We start from the raw sequence: 20,111 nt of genomic DNA, 5'->3' as shown, positions 1-20,111 counted from the left end.
AGCCGGGCGACCAGCCGGGCGGCAGCCTCGGTGTGACGCTCGGTGGGGTTCGGGGCGTCGGTGGGCACTACCGGGGCGCGCTCTACGGCTTCACGGTTCGGGTGTCCACCCCTGACGGTTCTCCTCGGCTGCGCGATCGTGGGGGCGGATAGGGGACGCCGAGCCACAGTCCGCACCCCACAGCCCGTGCCCCCGAGGCTGACAACGACGCGGCAACGCACGGCACCGCCAGGCCACCGGGCCGCCGGCACCGCAGCCCGTCCCGGCAGGGCACAGCGCCCCGCAGCCCAGAAGCCCCCCTCCTCAGCCCTCCCCCCTCAGCCCCTCGGCCAACACCTCCGCCAAATGCCGCCCCCGCACCCCGCCCCCCAGCTGCTCCAGCTGGGTTCGGCAGGAGAAGCCGTCCGCGAGGACCACCGCGCCGCCCTCCGCCTCCGGGACGGAGCCCCGTACCGCCGGGAGCAGTTGTTCCTCCGCGCATGCCACCGATACCTCGTAATGCCCCGCCTCGAAGCCGAAGTTGCCCGCGAGTCCGCAGCAGCCGCCGCTCAACTCACCCGTCAGGCCCGCCTTCTCCCGCAGGCGGCGCTCAGCCGCATCGCCGAGCACCGCGTGCTGGTGGCAGTGGGTCTGGCCCACCACCGGGCGCCCGATCCGCGGTGGCGTCCACTCCGGGGCCAGTTCCTCCAAGGCCTGCGCGAACGTCCTTACGCGGCCCGCGAGTTCCCCCGCCCGCGCGTCCTCCCCCAGCAGCTCCACCAGGTCCGTCTTCAGCGCCGCCGCGCAGCTCGGTTCGAGGACCACGAGCAGCGCCCCCGAGTCGAGGAGCGGCGCCATCCGGTCCAGCGTGCGCCGCATCACCGCACGGGCCCGGTCCAACTGGCCCGTGGAGACGTACGTGAGGCCGCAGCAGACATCCCCCGGCGGCACCACGGGCCGCAGCCCCGCGTCCTCCAGGACCCGCACCGCCGCCCGGCCCACCGCCGGGGACAGGTGCTCCGTGAAGGTGTCCGGCCACAGCACGACCGAGGGGCCGACCGAGGGGCCGCGAGAAGCCCCCGCAGCCCCCCGCGCCCGGAACCACCGGCGGAACGACTCCCCCGCCAGCCGCGGGATCTCCCGCTCCTGCGCGATCCCGCCCGCCCGCTTCGCCAGCGACGCCAGCACCCCCACCCTGGCCACCGCGTTGGCCACCCCCGCCGTCCGCGTCCGCGAGGCAAGCCGCAGCCACACCGGCAGCCAGCCCATCGCGTAGTGCGCGGCGGGGCGCCTGCGGCCCTCGTAGTGGTGGTGCAGGAACTCCGCCTTGTACGTGGCCATGTCCACGCCCACCGGACAGTCCGACCGGCAGCCCTTGCAGGACAGGCACAGGTCGAGCGCGTCCTTGACCTCCTCCGAGCGCCAGCCGTCCGTGACGACCTCGCCCGCCAGCATCTCGTGCAGGAGCCGGGCCCGGCCCCGCGTGGAGTGCTCCTCCTCGCCCGTCGCCCGGAAGGACGGGCACATCACGCCACCTCCCGAACCCGCCGACTCCGTACGGCACTTGGCGACTCCCACGCACCTGCGCACCGCCGCCGAGAAGTCCCCGCCGTCATGCGGGTAGCCGAATGCCACGTCCACCGGCTCCCGCGGCAGCGGGGCGAACCGCAGGTTCGAGTCGAGCGGCGCGGGGCGCACCAGCATCCCCGGGTTCAGGAGATCCGCCGGGTCCCACACCCCCTTCACGCGCTCGAACAGCCGGACGAGGTCAGCCCCGTACATCTTCGGCAGCAGTTCGGCCCGCGCCTGGCCGTCCCCGTGCTCGCCCGAGAGGGAGCCCCCGTGCGCGACCACGACCTCCGCCAGGTCCTCGGAGAAGCGCCTGAAGCGCCGCACACCCGTCTCGCTCATCAGGTCGAAGTCGATGCGTACGTGGATGCAGCCGTCCCCGAAGTGCCCGTACGGAGTCCCGCGCAGCCCGTGTTCGGTGAGCAGCCCCCGGAAGTCCCGCAGATACGCACCGAGCCGTGCGGGCGGCACCGCGCAGTCCTCCCACCCGGGCCACGCCTCGCTGCCGTCGGGCATCCGCGTCGCCGTCCCGCTGGCGTCCTCGCGGACCCGCCACAGCGCGCGCTGCCCGACCGGGTCCGTCACGACCACCGAGTCCACCGTGTCCGCGGAGACCGCCCGCGCGATCGCCTCGGCACGCGCGCGTGCCTCGCCCTCGTCCGCGCCGCCCGTCTCCACGAACAGCCAGGCACCGCCCTTGGGCAGCCCTTCGGAGCCCCGTACGAGGTCGGCCGCCATGCCCTCCACCGTCAGCGGCCCGTGCGGAAGCAGTCCGGCGGCCGCTTCCGCCGCCGCGCTCTCGTCGGCGTAACCGAGGACCGCGAGCGCACGCGCGCGTGGCGCATCGACGAGGCGTACGACCGCCTCCGTCACCACGCCGAGGGTGCCCTCCGAGCCGCAGAAGGCGCGGGCCAGATCCACCCCGCGCTCGGGGAGCAGGGCGTCGAGCGCATAGCCGGAGATACGGCGCGGCAGCTCCGGGAAGCCGGTGCGCAGCAGCTCCAACTCGCCGTCCAGGAGCGCCCGGAGGCCGTCGGGGGCGCCGGACCAGCCCTGGCCGAGCGCGAGCCGGGCGCCCGCGCCGCTCACGACCGAGAGCGAGGCGACGTTGTCGGCGGTCGTGCCCCAGGCGACCGAGTGGGACCCGCAGGAGTTGTTGCCGATCATGCCGCCGAGGGTGCAGCGGTTGTGGGTGGACGGGTCCGGGCCGAAGGTGAGGCCGTGCGGAGCCGCGGCGCCCCGCAGGCCGTCGCAGATCACGCCCGGCTGGACGACCGCGGTCCGTGACTCCGGGTCCAGGGACACGATCCGGTTCATGTGCCGGGTGAAATCGAGGACGAGCCCCGTGCCGGTCGCCTGCCCGGCGATGGACGTACCGGCGCCGCGGGCCACGACGGGCACCCCGCGCTCCCGGCACACGGCGAGCGCCGCCGCCACGTCGTCCGCGTCGCGCGGGGCGAGGACGCCGAGCGGCACGCGACGGTAGTTGGACGCGTCCATGGTGTTCAGGGCCCGTGCGGTGACGGAGAAGTCCACCTCCCCCCGCACCGCTGCCCGCAGTTCCGCTTCCACGCCTCCGAGATCACTCATGCCCATATCCATGCCCTCAGGATGCCTCCGCGAAGTCCCTCACCGGCCACGACCGGGCGCCCCGCCCGCACCGGCCGTCCGCACCGGCCATCCGCGCTCCGGAGCCCCGCGGTGTCCACGCGTCGTACGGGGCGGTCTCACCCGACGGACACTCCTGAGACGGCGCGGGCGGAGCCGTTAGGCTCACCCCGTGGCTGAGATCCAGATTCCCGCTGACATCAAGCCCGCCGACGGACGTTTCGGCGCGGGCCCCTCCAAGGTGCGCACGGAGGCGCTGGACGCGCTCGCCGCCACCGGTACCTCTCTGCTCGGCACCTCCCACCGCCAGGCCCCGGTCAAGAACCTGGTCGGCAAGGTGCGCGAGGGTGTGCGCGACCTCTTCTCCCTCCCCGAGGGGTACGAGGTGATCCTGGGCAACGGCGGCTCCACCGCCTTCTGGGACGTCGCGACGCACGGCCTGATCGAGAACAAGTCGCAGCACCTGAGCTTCGGCGAGTTCTCCTCCAAGTTCGCCAAGGCCTCGAAGCTCGCCCCGTGGCTGGCCGAGCCCACCGTGATCACCAGCGAGCCGGGCACGCACCCGGACCCGAAGGCCGAGGCGGGCGTCGACGTCTACGGCTTCACCCACAACGAGACCTCGACCGGTGTCGCGGCCCCCATCAAGCGGGTGGCCGGCGCGGACGAGGGTTCACTCGTCCTGGTGGACGCCACCTCCGGCGCGGGCGGCCTGCCGGTCGACATCGCCGAGACGGACGTCTACTACTTCGCCCCCCAGAAGTCCTTCGCGTCGGACGGCGGCCTGTGGATCGCCGCGTTCTCCCCGGCGGCCATCGAGCGCGCCGAGCGCATCCACGCGAGCGGCCGGCACGTCCCGGAGTTCTTCAGCCTGCCCACGGCGATCGACAACTCCCGCAAGAACCAGACGTACAACACCCCGGCGCTCGCCACGCTCTTCCTGCTCGGTGAGCAGCTGGACTGGATGAACGGCCAGGGCGGTCTGGACTTCACCACCGGCCGCACGGCCGCCTCTTCGCGCACCCTGTACGGGTGGGCGGAGGAGTCCAAGTACGCGACGCCGTTCGTCACCGACCCGGCCAAGCGCTCGCAGGTCATCGGCACGATCGACTTCGCGGACGAGATCGACGCTGCCGCTGTTGCCAAGGCTCTGCGGGCCAACGGCATCGTTGACACGGAGCCGTACCGGAAGCTCGGCCGCAATCAGCTGCGCGTGGCGATGTTCCCGGCGATCGACCCGGCGGACGTCGAGGCGCTGACGAAGTGCATCGACTACGTCATCGACAAGCTTTAGTACCCGGCGTTTCTACGAAGAGGGGGCGTCCGGCAGGTATCACCTGCCGGACGCCCCCTCTTCGTCGACAGAGCTCAGCCCCTCATCTGCGGGTGCTTCGTGGCTGGTCGCGCAGTTCCCCGCGCCCCTGATCCGTCACCGGCTCAGCTGCTTGAACTTCCGCACGGCCAGCGGCAGGAACACCAGCGAGATCACCACCGGCCACACCACCGCCATCAGCACCGCGTTCTGCTCGACCCAGCTCGCCCCGCCCGCCCCGGGGTTGCCGAACAGTTCGCGGGCCGCCGTGCCCGTGGAGGAGACCGGGTTCCAGGCGGCGATCGGTGCCAGCCAGTCCGGCATCAGGGAGGGCGCGACGAAGACGCTGGAGATCATGGTGAGCGGGAAGGCGACCGCGTAGAGCCCGCCCGCCGCTTCCGGTGTCGGCACCACGAGCCCCAGGAACACGCCCACCCAGATCAGGCTGAACCGCAGGAACAGCAGCAGCCCGAAGGCCGCCAGGGTCTGTGCGACGCCCACGCCAGGACGCCAGCCGATCGCGAGGGCGGTGAGCGCGAGGATCGTCAGCTCGGCGCAGGCCACGATCAGGTCGGCGAGTCCGCGCCCGGCGGCCACCGCGGAGGGCGCCATCGGCATCGAACGGAAGCGGTCGATGACACCCTTGGTGGAGTCCGTGACCACCGCCATCGCGGTGTTCATGAAGCCGAAGGCCATGGTCATCACGAACATGCCGGGCATCAGGAACTGCTTGTAGTCGCCGTCCTCGCCGCCGCCGGGCACCTTCATCGCCTCGCCGAAGACGAATCCGTACAGGAGCACGGAGATGATCGGGAAGCCGAGCTGCCAGGCGATGTTGGCGGGCTGGCGCTGGAAGTGCGTGAGGTAGCGGCGGGTGACGTTCCAGGTGTCGGCGAGCGCCCAGTAGAGGCCTCCGTGCGGCGGCCGGGGGTCCGTGGCATCCGCGGTCAGTACGGCGCTCATGCCGCTACTCCCGTCTTGTCGTCGATGTCGCTGGAGCGGGTGCGGGTGCGGGTGCGGGTGCTGTCGGCGTCGGCGTCGGCCTCGTTCTCCGTGCGGTGGCCCGTCAGCCGCAGGAACACGTCGTCGAGGCTCGGCCTGCGCAGGCCGATGTCCTCCACGGCGATCCCCTGGTCCTGCAAGGTCCGCGCGACATCCGTCAGGGCGCCGACCCGGTCGGTCACGGCCGCCTGGACCCGACGGTCCAGGTCGACGGCCTCGGGCACCCCGGCCGCGACGCGAGTGACCGCCTGCACGGCGGCCGGCAGATCGGCGGCCTCGCGCACCACGACCTCCAGATAGCTGCCGCCCACCGTGTTCTTCAGGCCGTCCGGGGTGTCGTCGGCGATGGCCCGGCCCTGGTCGATGACGGTGATCCTGGACGCCAGCTTGTCGGCCTCCTCCAGATACTGGGTGGTGAGCAGGACGGTCGTGCCGTCCGCGACCAACTTCCGTACGGTGTCCCAGACTTCGAGGCGGCCACGCGGGTCGAGCCCGGTGGTCGGCTCGTCCAGGAAGAGGACCTCGGGCGAGAGGATCATCGAGGCCGCGAGGTCGAGCCTGCGCCGCATGCCGCCGCTGTACTGGCCCGCGCCCTTGCCCGCCGCGTCCACCAGGTCGAACTGTTCGAGCAGCTCCTGGGCGCGCCGTGCGGCCCGCTTGCCGCCCAGGTGGAAGAGGCGGCCGAACATCTCCAGGTTCTGCCGGCCGGTGAGGACCTCGTCGACCGCCGCGTACTGGCCGGTCAGGCCGATGCGTCCGCGTACGGCATCGGGCCTGCGCACCACGTCGGCGCCCGCGACCTCGGCGCGCCCGCCGTCGAGCCGCACCAGCGTCGAGAGGATGCGCACGGCGGTGGTCTTGCCCGCGCCGTTCGGGCCAAGCAGTCCGTGCACCGTGCCGCGCTCCACGCGCAGATCGAAGGCGTCCAGGGCCTTCTTCTCGCCGTAGCGCTTGTCGAGCCCCTCGGCCCGTACCGCGTATGCGTTCCGTGCCGCGTATGCGTTCGTCTCGCTCACTGCCCCTCCAGCTCTTCCCGTCCCGACCGTCCCGGAGGTACCGACCTCTCCGGCACCTCTCTGGGTACGCCGTACCCAATTGAGAGTACACCGTACCCAGTTTTGTGGGTACACCGTACCCAATTGCTGTCCGGACGATTAGGCTGAGCGACATGACGAGCACCAGCGGCGGCGACACCCAGCGCACCGGAAGCGACATCGCCCGCAGCCTGGAGCTGCTGTGGGGCGAGGGCGAACGCCCCACGCGGGGCCCCAAGCCCGTACTCACCCTGGACCGGATCATCACCGAGGCGGTGCGCCTCGCGGATGCCGAGGGGCTCACGGCGGTCTCGATGCGCCGCCTGTCCACGGAGCTCGGCACCGGCACGATGTCCCTGTACCGCTACGTCCCTGGCAAGAGCGAGCTGCTCGACCTGATGCTGGACCGGGTGTTCATGCCGGCCCCGGACGCCGAACCCCCGACCGGCGGCTGGCGCGATGCCGTGGAGGCGTACGCACGGGAGACCCTCGTCCTCTACCGCGCGCACCCCTGGCTGCTCCAGGTGAACCAGGCACGACCGGTGCTCGGCCCCGGCTCCGTCGGCGGCCTCGAACGGACCCTGTCCGGCATCAAGTCGATGGGCCTGACCGACCCCGAGCTGATCGGCGTGATCGTCATGGTCGAGGGGTACGTCACCGGGGTCGCCCGCACCCAGGCGCACGAGACGGAGGCCGTCAAGAAGACCGGCCTGACGGACGAGGTGTTCTGGGAGGCGCAGACACCGGCCCTCGGGCGGATCATGACCAGCGGCCGCTACCCCCACCTCGCCGGGCTCTCCGAGGACGCGTTCGGCTCACACTTCGACCATTTCGAGTTCGGCCTGCAGCGCCTGCTCGACGGCCTCGACGTGCTGGTGGCGCGACGCGAGGCAGGGGGCGGCGCCCCGGAGGTGTGAGCGCCCCCCCGCCCCCGCCCCGCTACTTCCGCCGGAACACCCGCTTCAGCCCGAAGAAGGCGGCGAGCACGACCGCGACGGCCAGGGCGCCCGTCTTGACGTCACTCCCGAGCCCGAAGCCCTCACCGCTCCCGCCACCGGCCGAACTCCCTCCTCCGGAGGGCGAGTTGTGGCCACCGCCCGCACCTTCGACCTCGACGGGCTCGACGTCGCCCTGCTGGCCCTCGGTGCCGTAGAGGAGGGTCGTCCCGTCCAGGGTGTACGTCACGGACTCGCCCTGCCGTTGCAACGGGACGCTCAGCCGCCCCTCGCGCTTGGGCATCGTGCCCTCGCCCTTCCAGGTGTACGAGACGCCGCCGAGGTACCCGCGCAGGGCGAGCTGTTTGCCGTCGGGCGAGAAGGCGCCGTCCGTGGTCCAGAGCCCGGTGGTGCCCAGGCGCTTGAAGACGTTGACCCCGGAGGCGGACATCCGGGCGGGCCCTTCGTACAGGGCGCCGCCCTCCTCCTTCTTGTCGGCGATGTAGATGCGGCCGGTCTTGGGGTGCACCATCATCGCCTCGGCGTCGCGCGCCCCGTCCGCGTACTTCACCGTGTACTGGGTGGCGCGGACGGTCCGGTCGCCCAGCTTCTTCGGCTCGGGCAGCTTGTAGATCCACACGTGGGACCAGGTGCCGCCGAGGTTGTCGCCGATGTCGCCGACGTAGATGTTGCCGTCGCTGCCGACCGAGACGGCCTCCACGTCGCGGGGTTCGCCGACGCCGGTCATGGTGACCGTGGCGACGGTCTTGCCCGTCTTGCCGTCCACCGCGTAGAGCAGCGCCCCGTTCTTGTCCTGGTCGTTGTGCGTCCAGTAGACGCCGGGGTGGGCGCGGGACGCGGCGAGGCCGCTGGACTCGATGATGCGGGGGTCCTTCATGGTGAACCCGTCGTGGCCGTCGTCGGCGGCGGCGGGGCCGGTGGCGGCGGCGAGAAGGAGCAGGGCCCCGGCACCGGCGGCGACGACACCGCTGGCACCCGTCGAAGAACGCTGTGAACGCATGGGCCAAGCCTGCCACCCCCGCGCCGGGGGGCGGACGTTCGCCGGGTGTTCAGCCTCACATCGCAGGCCGGGGCGTTGATCCGCGATGATGAGCGGATGCTCAGGTTCATGTTCGTCGGCGACTCGATGACGATCGGCAGCGCGGGGGAACACACCTGGCGCTACCGGATGTGGCAGCACCTGCGGGCCTCGCTCGGTGAACAGGACTTCGCCGTGGTGGGCCCGCGCCGTGCGCTGCACGACAAGGCCACCGGCGAACCCGTCTCGTACGCCTATGCCGGCAGCGACCCGGACTTTCCGCGCGAGCACTTCGCGGGCTGGGGCGAGGGCTGGCTGCACATGGCGCCGCAGATGGCCGACGCGGTACGGCAGGACCGGCCCGACGTGCTGCTGATCTCGCTGGGCCTGATCGACCTGGGCTTCTACACGAACGCGGAACAGACGGCGGAGAACGTGCGCCGCTGCGTCGCGGCGGCGCGGTCGGCGAACCCGCACGTCCGCCTCGTCGTGCTCCCCGTGATCCCGAACATCCGGGCCAGGACGGACGCCGCGTTCGCCGCGGAGGTGGCCCGCTTCAACGTCCTGCTCGCCAAGGCGGTGGCGGACCTGGACACCGGGGCGTCCCCGCTGCTCCTGGCCTCGACGCCGCCGTCGTACGACGTCGACGGCGACACGTACGACGGGACGCACCCCAACGCGAGCGGCGAGCACAAGCTGGCGGCGGCGTTCGCTGACGCGATGCACCAGGCGTGGGGCGTGGGGGCGCCGTACGAAAGCACGCCCCCGGCCCTGCACGAGCTGACCGAGCTGACTGCCTGACCGAGCTGTCGGCTACCGGCTACCGGCTGAAGTTGGCCTTCAGTGCCTTGAGCCCGGCGATGTCCCACTTCGTGTACTGCCCGGCGTACTTCTTGCCGCGGGTCACGCTGCCGCCCTTGCCCATGGCGTGACCGCCGTTGGGCGAGCACATCACCGGCAGGTCCTTGCTGCTGTTGGTGGCGCACTCGTACGGGTCGGCGGTCCGGTTGGCGTCCGAGCCGTCCGTGTTGGCGTGGTCGAGCCCGATCGAGTGCCCGAGCTCATGGCTGATGAGGTTCTGCAGACGGTACGGGTCGATCTTCCACGAGCCGTTCCAGTACTCGCTGTCCATCCATATCCACCCGCCCCAGGCGCTCTGGTTGCCGCTGGCCGAGCAGGGGTGGGCCTGGGAGTAGCCCGGCTTGTTGCCGGGGGTGAAGGGCCGGTACTTCATGCCGACGGCTATGACGTGCCGCTCGGCGGTGGAGCAGGCCGTGACTTCCTTCTGATACCCACTGGCGAGCGTGAACTTGGTCCCGGTGATCGAGGTGAGCTGGGCGGCGCTCTTCTTCAACTGCGCGCGCAGCTGGGCCTCGGCGGTCCTGGCCTGGGCCGCGGTGAGCTTGCTGCCCGCGCCCGGCTTGACGATCTTGATCACGTACGGATCAGGGCTGAGCGACTGGATCCCCCGCCCGGACAGGATCCGCCATCCGGTGCCCTTGTACACATCCCCCGCGGCATAGGCCGGATTGCTCAGCGCGACGAGCCCCGCGGCAGCGGCCACCACACCCACGGAGCGCACGATCTTCTTCTTGACGGTCATGCCGAGATCCTCACCCACCCCACCAACAACTCCCCAACGCCCCTTCGTGCAGGGCCCCCGGGCCGCCCAAGGTCGCGCGGCGTCGCGCGGCCCGTAGCCCTTTGGCCTGTGGGGCTAGACGGAAGGCTGATGTCGGGGTTCGGGGGGTCTTCCTAGCGTTCAGGCATGACCGTCGAGAGTGCTGATCAGGCCCCGCCCCGGACCACCGCGCGCACCGCACCCCGCCGCGCGGGCGTACTGCCCGGTGAACGGGCCCTCGCGCCCGACCTCGCGCGCGGGATCATGCTGCTGTTCATCGTGCTGTCCAACACCGCGTTCCACCTGACGGCGGCCCGGCACGGGCCCTCCGGGTGGCAGCCGGTGAATGGCGGATGGGCCGATCACGCCGTGCAGTTCACCATGATCACCGTCCTTGACCTGCGGATCTATCCGCTCTTCGCGTTCCTCTTCGGCTACGGGATGATGCAGCTCTTCCTGCGGCAGACGGCCGCGGGGACCCCGGAGCGCGAAGCCGTGCGGCTGCTGCGGCGGCGCAGTCTCTGCCTGATCGTCATCGGGCTGCTGCACGCCACGCTGCTGATGGCCGGGGACATCGTCGGCTTCTACGGGCTGATCAGCCTCGCTCTTGGCTGGCTCTTCCTGCGGCGCGGCGACCGCGCGCTGAAGTGGTGGATCTGGATCGCCACCGCCCAGTTCGTGCTGCTCGCCGCCCAGCCCGTCATCGCGGCAGCGCTGTCGGGCGAGTTGGGGACCTTGGGCGACGCGGGCGCGGAACCGGGGGCGGACGCGTACGCGGCGGGCGAGGGGAACTGGCTGACGGCGGCCGGCACCCGCTTCACGAGCGGCCTGTTCGTCACGTTCGCGGCGGCCCCGCTGTCCCTGGTGGGCGGCGCGTACGTCATCTTCCTGCTCGGCTTCTGGGCCGCGCGCAGGCGTGTGCTGGAAGAGCCCGGCCGTCACCTGCCCCTCCTGCGCCGGACCGCCGTGACCGGCATCGCGGTGGGGTGGCTCGGAGCGCTGCCCGCGGCGCTGGCCCACGTCGGGGCGATCACCGTCCCGGACGACGCGCAGAGCGAGAGCGGGGTGCTGACCCTGCTGCGGGACGCCACCGGGAACGCGGCGGGGCTGGGGTACGTGGCAGCCGTAGCGCTGTTCGTCCACTGGTGGACGGGGCGCGAGTCCCGCCGCGGGACGAGGGTCTCCACGGGCGCCGTTGCGGTCATCGCCGTCACCGCGGTCTCCGCCGTCGGCAAGCGCTCCCTCTCCTGCTACCTCGCCCACTCCCTGATCTTCGCCCCCGTCCTGGCCGCCTGGGGGCTCGGACTCGGCCAGCACCTGACGAGCGCGACCATGGCGCTGTTCGCGGTGGGCGTGTGGCTGGTGACGGTGGCGGGGGCGTACGCGATGGAGCGGGCAGGGCGCCGGGGGCCGGTGGAGGCGGCACTGCGGCGGGTCATGTACCGGTCGCACCCCACACGGCCGACTGCCGCCGACCCCTCCCCCCGCGCCACCGGCGGCCCCGTCACGTAGCCCGCGTCAGCCGGTTCGCCAGCGTCGACATCGTGTACGTGCCGATGCCCATCACGACCTCCAAGGCGTTCCGCTCCGTATGACCGGCCGCAAGGAACTTCTTCAGCTCCTCGTCCCGGACGCCACCGGCGGTCGCGAGCACCTCCAGCGTGAACTGCCGTACCGCTTCAAGCCGTTCATCGCTCACCGCCCGCCCCTCGCGCAACGCGGCGATCAGCTCGGTGCCCGCTCCGAGCTTGCGCAGCTTCGCGGTGTGCATGGTCACGCAGATGTGGCAGTCGTTGCGTACGGCGACGGTCATGATGACAGCTTCGCGGGCCACCGGCTCCAGCGTCGTCCGCTCGAAGGACGCGCTCAACTCCAGGAAGCCGTTGAGCAGTTCGGGCGACTCGGCGAGCCGCGCCACCGCGTTCGGCGTCTTCCCGAAGGCGGCGGCCGTGCGCTCCATCGCGGCGCGGGACTCGGCGGGCGCGGTTTCCACGGTGTGCTCGGTGAACAAGAGGTACCCCCTACGATGGACAACGTGGTTGACGAACAAAAGGTAAACCAGGTTGTCGATTCCCGCAAGGGTGTTCCGGTGGAGGAGTCGGAGAGGAGCAGGGAAGCGGATCGCGACGGACGCGGCTTCGAGCTGCCGCTGCTCCTCTTCGCCGGGTTCCGCACCCTGATCGACCGGCTGCACGCCGAGCTGGCCCGCCAGGGCCACCCGGACCTGCGCCCGGCCCACGGCTTCGCGATGCAGGCGATCGGCGCCTGGGGCGCGAGCGCCAGCGAGGTCGGCCGCAGGCTCGGCGTCTCCAAACAGGCCGCGGGCAAGACGATCGACCGCCTCATCACCCTCGGCTACGCGGAACGCACCGACGACCCGTCCGACGCCCGCCGCAAGCTGATCCGCCTCACTCCGCACGGCATCGACGCGCTGCGCCGCTCGGCGGCGGTCTTCGACGAACTGCACGCGGAATGGGCCGTTCAGCTCGGCGCGGGACGCCTGCGCACGATGGAGGACGACCTGCGCACGGTCGTTCCCCCAGAGGCGTTCCGGCTCGACGCGGCCGGGTGGCTCGGCGGCTCGTGACCTTGTCTCCGTGCGTATCGTTGTACTGCGCGGCTGCGGACAATCGATCGGCGGCCGGGGAGAAGCGCCACAGTGACTGTTCTTGAAGACAGGACCCAGATGGCCGAGATCACCAACGAGCAAGCCCTTGACCAGATGTTCGAGGCGCTTGAGCGGGAGCCCTTCCTCGAGGGATACAAGATCGAGATCGTCGAGGGAGCCGTCTACATGACGCCGCAGCGGACCAACCACTGGGACATCACGCTGGGCATCGTCGAGCAGCTGAGGACCAAATATCCGCGTCAGCGTGTGCTCTCCGACGTCCGTATCGACTACCCCGGCGACCTCAACGGCCTCTGCAGCGACGTGGCACTGGTCGCGGAGAAGGCCGAGCGCACGAAACAGGGCGGTTTCCTGTGTGAGGACGTCGAGTTCGTCGCCGAGGTGATCTACCGAGGCACCGGCCAGAACGACTACGGCCCCAAGAAGGCCGCTTACGCCACCGCGGGAGTCGCCCTCTACCTCATCGTCGACCCCTACCAGGGCAAGTGCCACGCCTACACCCAGCCCAAGGACGGCGGCTACCACGTCGAGACGAACGTGGACTTCGAGGAAGAGGTCGACCTGACCCACACCTTCCTCGGCCTCACCTTCGACACCTCCGACTTCGCCCGCGACTGACCGCCCCACCGGCCCCGCACCCTTGCCTAGAGCGCACTTCAAGCCGTTGGCTGGGTTCCCATGGAGTACACGCAGCTGGGACGCACAGGACTCAAGGTCAGTCGACTCGTGCTCGGGACCATGAACTTCGGGCCGCTCACGAACGAACCCGACAGTCACGCGATCATGGATGCCGCGCTCGACGCGGGCATCAACTACTTCGACACCGCCAATGTCTACGGGTGGGACGAGAACAAGGGCCGCACCGAGGAGATCCTCGGCACCTGGTTCACGCAGGGCGGCGAGCGGCGCGACAAGGTCGTCCTCGCCACCAAGATGTACGGGAACATGGCCCTCGACGGAAAGCCGGCGTGGCCCAACCACGACCTGCTCTCGGCGGTGAACATACGCCGGTCCGTGGAGGCCTCGCTCAAGCGGCTGCAGACCGACTACATCGACATCTACCAGTTCCACCACATCGACCGCCGCACTCCCTTCGAGGAGATCTGGCAGGCGATCGACACCCTCATCACCCAGGGCAAAATCCTCTACGCGGGTTCATCGAACTTCCCCGGATACAAGATCGCCCAGGCCAATGAGATCGCCGCGCGGCGCGGCAGCTACGGCCTCGTCAGCGAGCAGTGCCTCTACAACCTCGCCGAGCGCAGCGCCGAGATGGAGGTGATCCCGGCCGCCCAGGACTACGGCCTGGGCGTCATCCCGTGGTCGCCGCTGCACAGCGGACTGCTCGGCGGCGTCCTCAAGAAGGAGGGCGAGGGCAAGCGCCGCGCCGCCGGACGGGCCGCCCAGGAGCTCGCGAAGCCCGAGCGGCGCGCGCAGGTCCAGGCGTACGAGGACCTGCTCGACAAGCACGGCCTCGCCCCGGGCGAAGTGGCGCTGGCCTGGCTGCTCACGCGGCCCGGCATCACCGGCCCGATCGTCGGTCCGCGCACCGCCGAGCAGCTCACCAGCGCGCTGCGCGCCGTCGAGCTGAAACTCTCGGACGAGCTGGTCGACGCCCTGGACGAGATCTTCCCGGGCCCGGGCCCCTCGCCGGAGTCCTTCGCCTGGTAGCGCGTCCCGCGCCGGATTACGCGGCCGCGGTCATCGCCTCAGCAATCACTGGCCGACCGCGGCCGCCACCGCCACGACGACGAACATCAGCACGAGCACACCGGCCATGATCCGGTTCCTGGTTTTCGGGTCCACGTAGTCGAGGTTAACCGGCTCCGCCCAGTGGCCATCGACCGACCACCTCATAGCGGGGCCGCTCCCCCGGCACCCCGCTCACGGGCAGATTGCTCCGTACGAGGGTCAGCTCGGCCACGGTCCACTCCGCGCCCCCGAACTCCGCGAGGCCATCGGCGTACGCGCGCAGGGACGGCTCCCCGTGGCCTCGGGCCAGCGTCAGGTGCGGACGGTAGTGGCGGTGCTCCTCCATGGTGATGCCGGACCCGCGGGCCGCGGCGTCCGCCCGCCCGGCGAGGAGGCGCAGGGCGTCCACGTCACCGCGGGCGCCGGCCCACAGGGCGCGGTCGCCGAAGTGGCCGCCGCCGTGCAGGGCCAGCGGGAAGGGGGCCGTGCGCCCGGCCGCGCGGGACAGTCGCTCGGACAGCTCGGGGACGGTGCCGTCCTCGACCTCGGCCATGAACGCCAGCGTGAAGTGCCAGCTCTCGCGGCGCGTCCAGCGCAGGGCTTCGGCGCCCGGCAGGGCCTTCAACTTGTCCGCCGCTTCGGCCAGTTCATCCGCCACTGCGGGGGGCGGCAACACCGCCGCGAAGAGTCTCATGGGGGTGAGTCTGGCCTCCGGCGGTTCTTTCCCCCATCCCGCCCCTTTCCGAAACTGGGGCTCCGCCCCAGACCCCGGTGATCTACGGCCACTGTTGGCGGCGAAGCCGGTTTCGGGAAGGGGCGGGGTTGGGGAAGGCATCCCGCATGGACAGCCACATAACCATCCGCCCCGCCGGCCCCGACGACATCCCCACCGTCCTCACCCTCTTCGACGAGGCCGTCGCCTGGCTCGTCTCGCAGGGACGCACCGGACAGTGGGGCGACAAGCCCTGGTCGGCCAACCCGAAGACCATCGCCCTGGTCGAGAAGTACCTCACCACCGGCTCCGCCTGGATCGCGGAGATCGGGGGCCAGCCGGTGGGCACGCTCACCCTGACCGACGGCCCGGGGTCGTACATCGCGCCGGTGGAGGAACCGGAGCGCTACATCCACCTGCTGGCATCGCGGCACGGCACCGGCGCCGGCGCCGCTCTCCTCGCGCACGCGGCGGAAGAGACCCGGAGGGCGGGAATCTCCCTGCTCCGGGTCGACTGCTACGCGGGCGACGACGGAAAGCTCGTCGCGTTCTACGAGCGCAACGGCTTCACGCGGACCGAGGCCTTCCGCGCCCAGGAAGGCACCTGGCCGGGCCAGATCCTGGCCCGGCGCGTCTGATCCGGAGTGCCGCAGTGCCGCAGTGCCGGAGTACGGATCACGGACGGACTACGCCGCCGTGGCCATCTCCCGCGGCACGAACTGCACGTGCTGCTGACCGCGCCGCAGATCCACCTTGAGCCGCAGGTTCGCGGCGCGGGCCAGCATCAGGCCGACGCCAACCGCGGCCACGGCGCAGATGAGGCCACCGGCGGCCATGCTGAGGCGCACTCCGTACGCGTCGGCGAGCCAGCCGAAGAGGGGGCCACCCAGGGGCGTGCCGCCGGTGAAGACCATCATGAACAGCGACATGACCCGGCCCCGCATCTCCGGGTCGGTGGCCATCTGGACCGAGGAGTTGGCGGTGACGTTCACCGTCAGGCCCAGGATGCCGATCGGGACGATCAGCGCGACGAACATCCACAGCTCGGGCGCGAAAGCGGCCACGATCTGCAGGACGCCGAAGGCGATCGCGGCCCCGGCGAGCAGCCGCAGGCGTGAGGTGCCGCGGCGGGCGGCGAGCAGCGCACCCGCCAGCGAGCCGATCGCCATCAGGGTGTTGAACAGCCCGTACATCCCCACGCCGCCGTGGAAGATGTCGTCCGCGAAGGCGCTCAGCCAGATCGGGAAGTTGAACCCGAAGGTGCCGACGAAGCCGACGAGGACGATCGGCCAGATCAGCTCGGGATGCTTGGAGACGTAGTTCAGGCCTTCCTTCAGCTGTCCCTTGCCGCGCGGCTTGCGCGGGGTGGGGTGCAGCTCGCGGGTGCGCATCAGCATCAGGCCGGTGAGCGGCGCGAGGAAGGACAGGCCGTTGGCGAGGAACGCCCAGCCGGGGCCGACGGCCGCGGTGAGACCACTCGCCACGGCGGGGCCGATGAGGCGGGCGGACTGGAAGTTCGCCGAGTTCAGCGAGACGGCGTTGCGGACCTGGTCGGGTCCCACCATCTCGGACACGAAGGACTGCCGGGTCGGGTTGTCGACGACCGTGACGAGGCCGGTGAAGAAGGCCGCGAGGTAGACGTGCCAGACCTGGACGTTGCCGCTCAGGGTGAGCGCCGCCAGGAACAGGCCGCTGATGCTCATCGCGCCCTGGGTGCAGAAGAGCAGCTTCCGCTTGGCGAAGCGGTCGGCGATGACGCCGCCGTACAGGCCGAACAGGAGCATCGGCAGGAACTGCATCGCGGTGGTGATGCCGACCGCGGCGGAGGAGCCGGTGAGGCTCAGGACCAGCCAGTCCTGGGTGATGCGCGCCATCCACGTGCCGGTGTTGGAGACAACGGCGCCGGAGGCGAAGAGCCGGTAGTTGCGTATCTTCAGCGAGCTGAACATCGACGACTTGGCGGCAGGGGACTTGTCGAGGGTGGTTGGTGCGGGGGCGGAGTCTGCTCCGGATCCCGTACTCAAAGGCGATTCGCCTCCTTGGCGTCGTACGGCACTGTCACATGCAGGCCGAGGGGCTGTTGGGTTGTGCTGTTCCTACAGGTGCGCGAGCTTCTCCAGGACGGGCGCGGCGGCGCGCAGGCGCTCCCACTCGTCCTCGTCGAGGTGCTCGGCGAGGCCGGCCAGCCAGACGTTCCGCTTGCGGCGGCTCTCCTCGAGCATGGCCTCGGCCGTCTCCGTCTGGGTCACCACCTTCTGGCGGCGGTCCTCGGGATGCGGCTCGAGCCGGACGAGACCCTTGGCTTCGAGCAGCGCGACGATGCGGGTCATCGACGGCGGCTGCACGTGTTCCTTGCGGGCCAGCTCACCGGGGGTGGCGTGGCCGCAGCGGGCGAGGGTGCCGAGCACCGACATCTCGGTCGGGCTCAGCGACTCGTCGACCCGCTGGTGCTTGAGTCGACGGGACAGGCGCATCACGGCGGAGCGCAGGGAGTTCACGGCGGCGGCGTCGTCACCATGGGAGAGGTCCGGCATGTTCGTTAGAGTAACTCATTACTCTAGCTAAAGACCACCTGGCTTCCCGCGTCTCGGGTCACAGAACCCTTTAGTCACCCATATGAGTGAGGTGACTTCGGAAAGTGAGACACGGCCCGCGGCGTGGCGGCGACCCTGTCACCCATGGGATCGACAGTGCTCAGCCTGCGGATAGACGGTGAGCTGCTCGACCGGCTCAAGCAGCACGCCGCCAAGAGGGGAATGAGCGTCCAGGACTACGTGGCCGGGACACTCATCCGCAATGACTTCGACGAGCGCTTCCAGAGCGCCGTCGAGGAGACGGAAAAGTTCTACGGGGCGGCCTGATGGCCGCCCCGTAGGCACTGACGCGAAACCCGCTCTCGCCGTTACGTGAGGCCCAGCGCCGGCATCAGGTAGTAGAAGGCGAAGACGGCCGAGACGACGTACATCGCGATCGGCACCTCACGGCCGCGGCCCGATGCGAGGCGCAGCACGGTGAAGCTGATGAAGCCGATGCCGATGCCGTTCGTGATCGAGTACGTGAACGGCATCATCATCATCGTCAGGAACGCCGGGATGGCGATGGTGAAGTCGGCCCAGTCGATCTGGGTGATCGAGCCGGACAGGATCAGGAAGCCGACCGCGAGCAGCGCGGGCGTGGCCGCCTGGGACGGCACCATCGTGGCGATGGGCGTGAGGAAGAGCGCCACGGCGAAGAGACCGCCGGTGACGATGTTGGCGAAGCCCGTACGGGCGCCTTCGCCGACGCCCGCCGTGGATTCCACGAAGCAGGTGGTGGCCGAGGAGGACGAGGCGCCGCCCGCGGCGACCGCGATGCCGTCGACGAACAGGACCTTGTTCATGCCGGGCATGTTGCCCTTGGAGTCGGTCAGCTTGGCCTCGTCGCCGATGCCCATGATCGTGCCCATGGCGTCGAAGAAGCAGGACAGCAGCACGGTGAAGACGAAGAGGATGCCGGTCAGCAGGCCGACCTTGCCGAAGCCGCCGAACAGGCTGACCTGACCGACGAGGCCGAAGTCCGGTGTGGCGACCGGGTTGCCGGGCCACTCGGGCGTCGTCAGGCCCCAGGACGGGACGGTCGCGACCGCGTTGATGATCATCGCGACGATCGTCATGACGACGATGCTGATGAGGATCGCGCCGGGCACCTTGCGCACGAGCAGGCAGAGCGTGAGCAGCGCGCCGAGCACGAAGACGAGGACGGGCCAGCCGTTGAGGTGTCCGTCGCCGCCGAGCTGCAGCGGGACCGTGGTGTGCGCGGCGTCCGGGATGCGCGAGACGAAGCCCGCGTCGACGAGGCCGATCAGCATGATGAAGAGGCCGATGCCGATCGCGATGCCCTTGCGCAGGCCGAGCGGCACGGCGCTCATCACGCGTTCCCGCAGGCCGGTCGCCACGAGCAGCATCACGACGAAGCCCGCCAGGACGACCATGCCCATCGCGTCGGGCCACGACATGCGCGGCGCGAGCTGGAGGGCGACCACGGTGTTCACGCCGAGACCGGCGGCGAGCGCGATCGGGACGTTGCCGATGACGCCCATGAGCAGCGTGGTGAAGGCGGCGACCAGGGCGGTGGCGGTCACCAGCTGGCCGTTGTCGAGCTGGTGCCCGTACATGTCCTTCGCGCTGCCCAGGATGATCGGGTTCAGCACGATGATGTAGGCCATCGCGAAGAAGGTGGCGAAGCCGCCGCGGACCTCTCGGACGAGCGTCGAGCCCCGTTCGGTGATCTTGAAGTAGCCGTCGATGCCACCTTGCGGGGGCTTCGGCGGCTCTTTGCTGGCGTCGACCGGAGCTGTGGCCGAGGAAGGCATGCGGGACCTCGTGAACTCAGAGAAGGGGAAGATCGTTAAGCGGCGATTAATGATCGATTTGTTTGTTCTTACGAAAACAACCAGCCATTAACGAGCCGTTTCAGTATGAATACATGAAGGGGAATTCGCTATCTCCGCGCGTAGACCCTTGTGATTCCAAGGCACGGCGGCCCCCTCGTGGGCCCGCCCCGGCTACTCGTAAACTGTGCCCATGGAGAAGTGGACCCCCAAGCACGACGCGCCGGAGCCCCTGGAGGGCCCCGTCGTCGCCACCATCACGGGGGGCACGATCCTCTGGTTCGTCCTCTTCCTGGTGCAGCTGCCGTTCTACGGCTGGTTCGACGACCGCGACGCCACCTGGTGGGTGTGGACCTGCCTGGCCGGTGCGGGCCTCGGCCTGATCGGCATCTGGTACGTGCGGGGCCGCGACGCCGCGATCAAGCGGGACGCGGAGCGCAAGGCGGCGACGGCCGCGGAATAACCCGTCCCCCGGGCGGGTCACTGGGGTTGATCGACCCCCGGGTGCTCGTCGCGTACAACCACGGGACTGTCCGTGTCCTTCCGTGTCCTACCGTGGTCGGATCTTTGGGCCGCTCAAGGGGTGAACCCCCCATACCGCCCGTACCGTCGA

At 70.5% G+C, this 20,111-nt stretch carries 20 protein-coding genes; 10 read left to right on the top strand and 10 right to left on the bottom strand.

Annotated elements, in window-relative coordinates:
• Nucleotides 1-303: 303 nt before the first annotated feature.
• Nucleotides 304-3,138, bottom strand: a complete 2,835-nt coding sequence (locus AB0E78_RS15070) for an FAD-binding and (Fe-S)-binding domain-containing protein (RefSeq protein ID WP_361832188.1) — start codon at nt 3,136-3,138, stop codon at nt 304-306.
• A gap of 190 nt (nt 3,139-3,328) precedes the next feature.
• Here AB0E78_RS15070 and serC point away from each other — a divergent pair, with 190 nt between their 5' ends.
• Nucleotides 3,329-4,447, top strand: coding sequence for a phosphoserine transaminase (gene serC, locus AB0E78_RS15065; RefSeq protein WP_361832187.1), 1,119 nt, complete (start codon nt 3,329-3,331; stop codon nt 4,445-4,447).
• A gap of 135 nt (nt 4,448-4,582) precedes the next feature.
• On the opposite strand, the gene AB0E78_RS15060 is transcribed toward serC, so the two are convergent.
• Entirely contained in the window at nt 4,583-5,428 is an 846-nt protein-coding gene (locus tag AB0E78_RS15060) for an ABC transporter permease (protein ID WP_361832185.1), read from the bottom strand.
• Entirely contained in the window at nt 5,425-6,483 is a 1,059-nt protein-coding gene (locus AB0E78_RS15055; RefSeq protein WP_361832183.1) for an ATP-binding cassette domain-containing protein, read from the bottom strand. Before AB0E78_RS15055 ends, AB0E78_RS15060 begins: the two co-directional genes overlap by 4 nt.
• Nucleotides 6,484-6,635: 152 nt before the next feature.
• On the opposite strand from AB0E78_RS15055, the gene AB0E78_RS15050 reads away from it, so the two are divergent.
• A complete protein-coding gene (locus AB0E78_RS15050; protein WP_361832181.1) occupies nt 6,636-7,418 on the top strand; it encodes a TetR/AcrR family transcriptional regulator in 783 nt (260 codons plus the stop codon).
• 22 nt (nt 7,419-7,440) lie between these two features.
• Here the strand turns inward: AB0E78_RS15050 and AB0E78_RS15045 are convergent, their stop codons facing one another.
• Nucleotides 7,441-8,457, bottom strand: coding sequence for a WD40 repeat domain-containing protein (locus tag AB0E78_RS15045; RefSeq protein ID WP_361832179.1), 1,017 nt, complete (start codon nt 8,455-8,457; stop codon nt 7,441-7,443).
• Nucleotides 8,458-8,553: 96 nt separating this feature from the next.
• Here AB0E78_RS15045 and AB0E78_RS15040 point away from each other — a divergent pair, with 96 nt between their 5' ends.
• The gene (locus AB0E78_RS15040; protein WP_361832788.1) at nt 8,554-9,276 is read left to right on the top strand and encodes an SGNH/GDSL hydrolase family protein; all 723 of its coding nucleotides are present in this window, start codon (nt 8,554-8,556) and stop codon (nt 9,274-9,276) included.
• A 19-nt stretch (nt 9,277-9,295) separates the two neighbouring features.
• On the opposite strand, the gene AB0E78_RS15035 is transcribed toward AB0E78_RS15040, so the two are convergent.
• Nucleotides 9,296-10,078: a hypothetical protein gene (locus tag AB0E78_RS15035; RefSeq protein WP_361832177.1), complete on the bottom strand. Its 783-nt coding sequence runs from the start codon at nt 10,076-10,078 to the stop codon at nt 9,296-9,298.
• 165 nt (nt 10,079-10,243) lie between these two features.
• On the opposite strand from AB0E78_RS15035, the gene AB0E78_RS15030 reads away from it, so the two are divergent.
• The gene (locus AB0E78_RS15030) at nt 10,244-11,608 is read left to right on the top strand and encodes a DUF418 domain-containing protein (protein WP_361832175.1); all 1,365 of its coding nucleotides are present in this window, start codon (nt 10,244-10,246) and stop codon (nt 11,606-11,608) included.
• Here AB0E78_RS15030 and AB0E78_RS15025 read toward each other — a convergent pair.
• The gene (locus AB0E78_RS15025) at nt 11,601-12,107 is read right to left on the bottom strand and encodes a carboxymuconolactone decarboxylase family protein (RefSeq protein WP_361832173.1); all 507 of its coding nucleotides are present in this window, start codon (nt 12,105-12,107) and stop codon (nt 11,601-11,603) included. The genes AB0E78_RS15030 and AB0E78_RS15025 overlap by 8 nt on opposite strands.
• 15 nt (nt 12,108-12,122) lie before the next feature.
• On the opposite strand from AB0E78_RS15025, the gene AB0E78_RS15020 reads away from it, so the two are divergent.
• The 3 genes from AB0E78_RS15020 (at nt 12,123) to AB0E78_RS15010 (ending at nt 14,396) form a co-directional block, all read left to right on the top strand.
• On the top strand, nt 12,123-12,683 hold the full coding sequence (locus AB0E78_RS15020) for a MarR family transcriptional regulator (RefSeq protein WP_361832171.1): 561 nt from the start codon (nt 12,123-12,125) through the stop codon (nt 12,681-12,683).
• A 72-nt stretch (nt 12,684-12,755) separates the two neighbouring features.
• Nucleotides 12,756-13,343: a Uma2 family endonuclease gene (locus tag AB0E78_RS15015; protein WP_361832169.1), complete on the top strand. Its 588-nt coding sequence runs from the start codon at nt 12,756-12,758 to the stop codon at nt 13,341-13,343.
• 60 nt (nt 13,344-13,403) lie between these two features.
• A complete protein-coding gene (locus AB0E78_RS15010) occupies nt 13,404-14,396 on the top strand; it encodes an aldo/keto reductase (RefSeq protein WP_361832167.1) in 993 nt (330 codons plus the stop codon).
• A 145-nt stretch (nt 14,397-14,541) separates the two neighbouring features.
• On the opposite strand, the gene thpR is transcribed toward AB0E78_RS15010, so the two are convergent.
• Nucleotides 14,542-15,111 carry an RNA 2',3'-cyclic phosphodiesterase gene (thpR, locus tag AB0E78_RS15005; RefSeq protein WP_361832165.1) on the bottom strand — a complete coding sequence of 190 codons (570 nt, stop codon included), beginning with the start codon at nt 15,109-15,111 and terminating at the stop codon, nt 14,542-14,544.
• Nucleotides 15,112-15,257: 146 nt separating this feature from the next.
• Here thpR and AB0E78_RS15000 point away from each other — a divergent pair, with 146 nt between their 5' ends.
• Entirely contained in the window at nt 15,258-15,767 is a 510-nt protein-coding gene (locus AB0E78_RS15000) for a GNAT family N-acetyltransferase (RefSeq protein WP_361832163.1), read from the top strand.
• Between the two features lie 48 nt (nt 15,768-15,815).
• On the opposite strand, the gene AB0E78_RS14995 is transcribed toward AB0E78_RS15000, so the two are convergent.
• Nucleotides 15,816-17,153, bottom strand: a complete 1,338-nt coding sequence (locus AB0E78_RS14995) for an MFS transporter (protein WP_361832161.1) — start codon at nt 17,151-17,153, stop codon at nt 15,816-15,818.
• A 72-nt stretch (nt 17,154-17,225) separates the two neighbouring features.
• Nucleotides 17,226-17,663 (bottom strand): MarR family transcriptional regulator, encoded by a 438-nt coding sequence (locus tag AB0E78_RS14990; RefSeq protein ID WP_361832159.1) that lies wholly within the window; start codon nt 17,661-17,663, stop codon nt 17,226-17,228.
• 144 nt (nt 17,664-17,807) lie between these two features.
• Here AB0E78_RS14990 and AB0E78_RS14985 point away from each other — a divergent pair, with 144 nt between their 5' ends.
• Nucleotides 17,808-17,990 carry a ribbon-helix-helix protein, CopG family gene (locus AB0E78_RS14985; protein ID WP_361832157.1) on the top strand — a complete coding sequence of 61 codons (183 nt, stop codon included), beginning with the start codon at nt 17,808-17,810 and terminating at the stop codon, nt 17,988-17,990.
• 41 nt (nt 17,991-18,031) lie between these two features.
• Here the strand turns inward: AB0E78_RS14985 and AB0E78_RS14980 are convergent, their stop codons facing one another.
• Nucleotides 18,032-19,480 carry an NCS2 family permease gene (locus tag AB0E78_RS14980; protein WP_361832155.1) on the bottom strand — a complete coding sequence of 483 codons (1,449 nt, stop codon included), beginning with the start codon at nt 19,478-19,480 and terminating at the stop codon, nt 18,032-18,034.
• 211 nt (nt 19,481-19,691) lie between these two features.
• On the opposite strand from AB0E78_RS14980, the gene AB0E78_RS14975 reads away from it, so the two are divergent.
• Entirely contained in the window at nt 19,692-19,961 is a 270-nt protein-coding gene (locus tag AB0E78_RS14975; protein ID WP_361832153.1) for a DUF2530 domain-containing protein, read from the top strand.
• The last annotated feature ends 150 nt before the right edge of the window (nt 19,962-20,111 follow it).

The sequence above is a fragment of the Streptomyces sp. NPDC032198 genome (assembly GCF_040636975.1).
In the GTDB taxonomy this organism is placed as follows: domain Bacteria; phylum Actinomycetota; class Actinomycetes; order Streptomycetales; family Streptomycetaceae; genus Streptomyces.
This window is presented reverse-complemented; position numbering and strand designations above follow the sequence as displayed.

What these genes read in the sequence shown, in the direction of transcription:
- AB0E78_RS15070 (WP_361832188.1), bottom strand. Translation starts at nt 3,138, where the DNA reads ATGAGTGATCTCGGAGGCGTGGAAGCGGAACTGCGGGCAGCGGTGCGG.
- AB0E78_RS14980 (WP_361832155.1), bottom strand. Translation starts at nt 19,480, where the DNA reads ATGCCTTCCTCGGCCACAGCTCCGGTCGACGCCAGCAAAGAGCCGCCG.
- AB0E78_RS15035 (WP_361832177.1), bottom strand. Translation starts at nt 10,078, where the DNA reads ATGACCGTCAAGAAGAAGATCGTGCGCTCCGTGGGTGTGGTGGCCGCT.
- AB0E78_RS14985 (WP_361832157.1), top strand. Translation starts at nt 17,808, where the DNA reads ATGGGATCGACAGTGCTCAGCCTGCGGATAGACGGTGAGCTGCTCGAC.
- AB0E78_RS15040 (WP_361832788.1), top strand. Translation starts at nt 8,554, where the DNA reads ATGCTCAGGTTCATGTTCGTCGGCGACTCGATGACGATCGGCAGCGCG.
- AB0E78_RS15030 (WP_361832175.1), top strand. Translation starts at nt 10,244, where the DNA reads ATGACCGTCGAGAGTGCTGATCAGGCCCCGCCCCGGACCACCGCGCGC.
- AB0E78_RS14990 (WP_361832159.1), bottom strand. Translation starts at nt 17,663, where the DNA reads ATGCCGGACCTCTCCCATGGTGACGACGCCGCCGCCGTGAACTCCCTG.
- AB0E78_RS15020 (WP_361832171.1), top strand. Translation starts at nt 12,123, where the DNA reads ATGGACAACGTGGTTGACGAACAAAAGGTAAACCAGGTTGTCGATTCC.
- AB0E78_RS15060 (WP_361832185.1), bottom strand. Translation starts at nt 5,428, where the DNA reads ATGAGCGCCGTACTGACCGCGGATGCCACGGACCCCCGGCCGCCGCAC.
- thpR (WP_361832165.1), bottom strand. Translation starts at nt 15,111, where the DNA reads ATGAGACTCTTCGCGGCGGTGTTGCCGCCCCCCGCAGTGGCGGATGAA.
- AB0E78_RS14975 (WP_361832153.1), top strand. Translation starts at nt 19,692, where the DNA reads ATGGAGAAGTGGACCCCCAAGCACGACGCGCCGGAGCCCCTGGAGGGC.
- AB0E78_RS15000 (WP_361832163.1), top strand. Translation starts at nt 15,258, where the DNA reads ATGGACAGCCACATAACCATCCGCCCCGCCGGCCCCGACGACATCCCC.
- AB0E78_RS15045 (WP_361832179.1), bottom strand. Translation starts at nt 8,457, where the DNA reads ATGCGTTCACAGCGTTCTTCGACGGGTGCCAGCGGTGTCGTCGCCGCC.
- AB0E78_RS15050 (WP_361832181.1), top strand. Translation starts at nt 6,636, where the DNA reads ATGACGAGCACCAGCGGCGGCGACACCCAGCGCACCGGAAGCGACATC.
- AB0E78_RS15010 (WP_361832167.1), top strand. Translation starts at nt 13,404, where the DNA reads ATGGAGTACACGCAGCTGGGACGCACAGGACTCAAGGTCAGTCGACTC.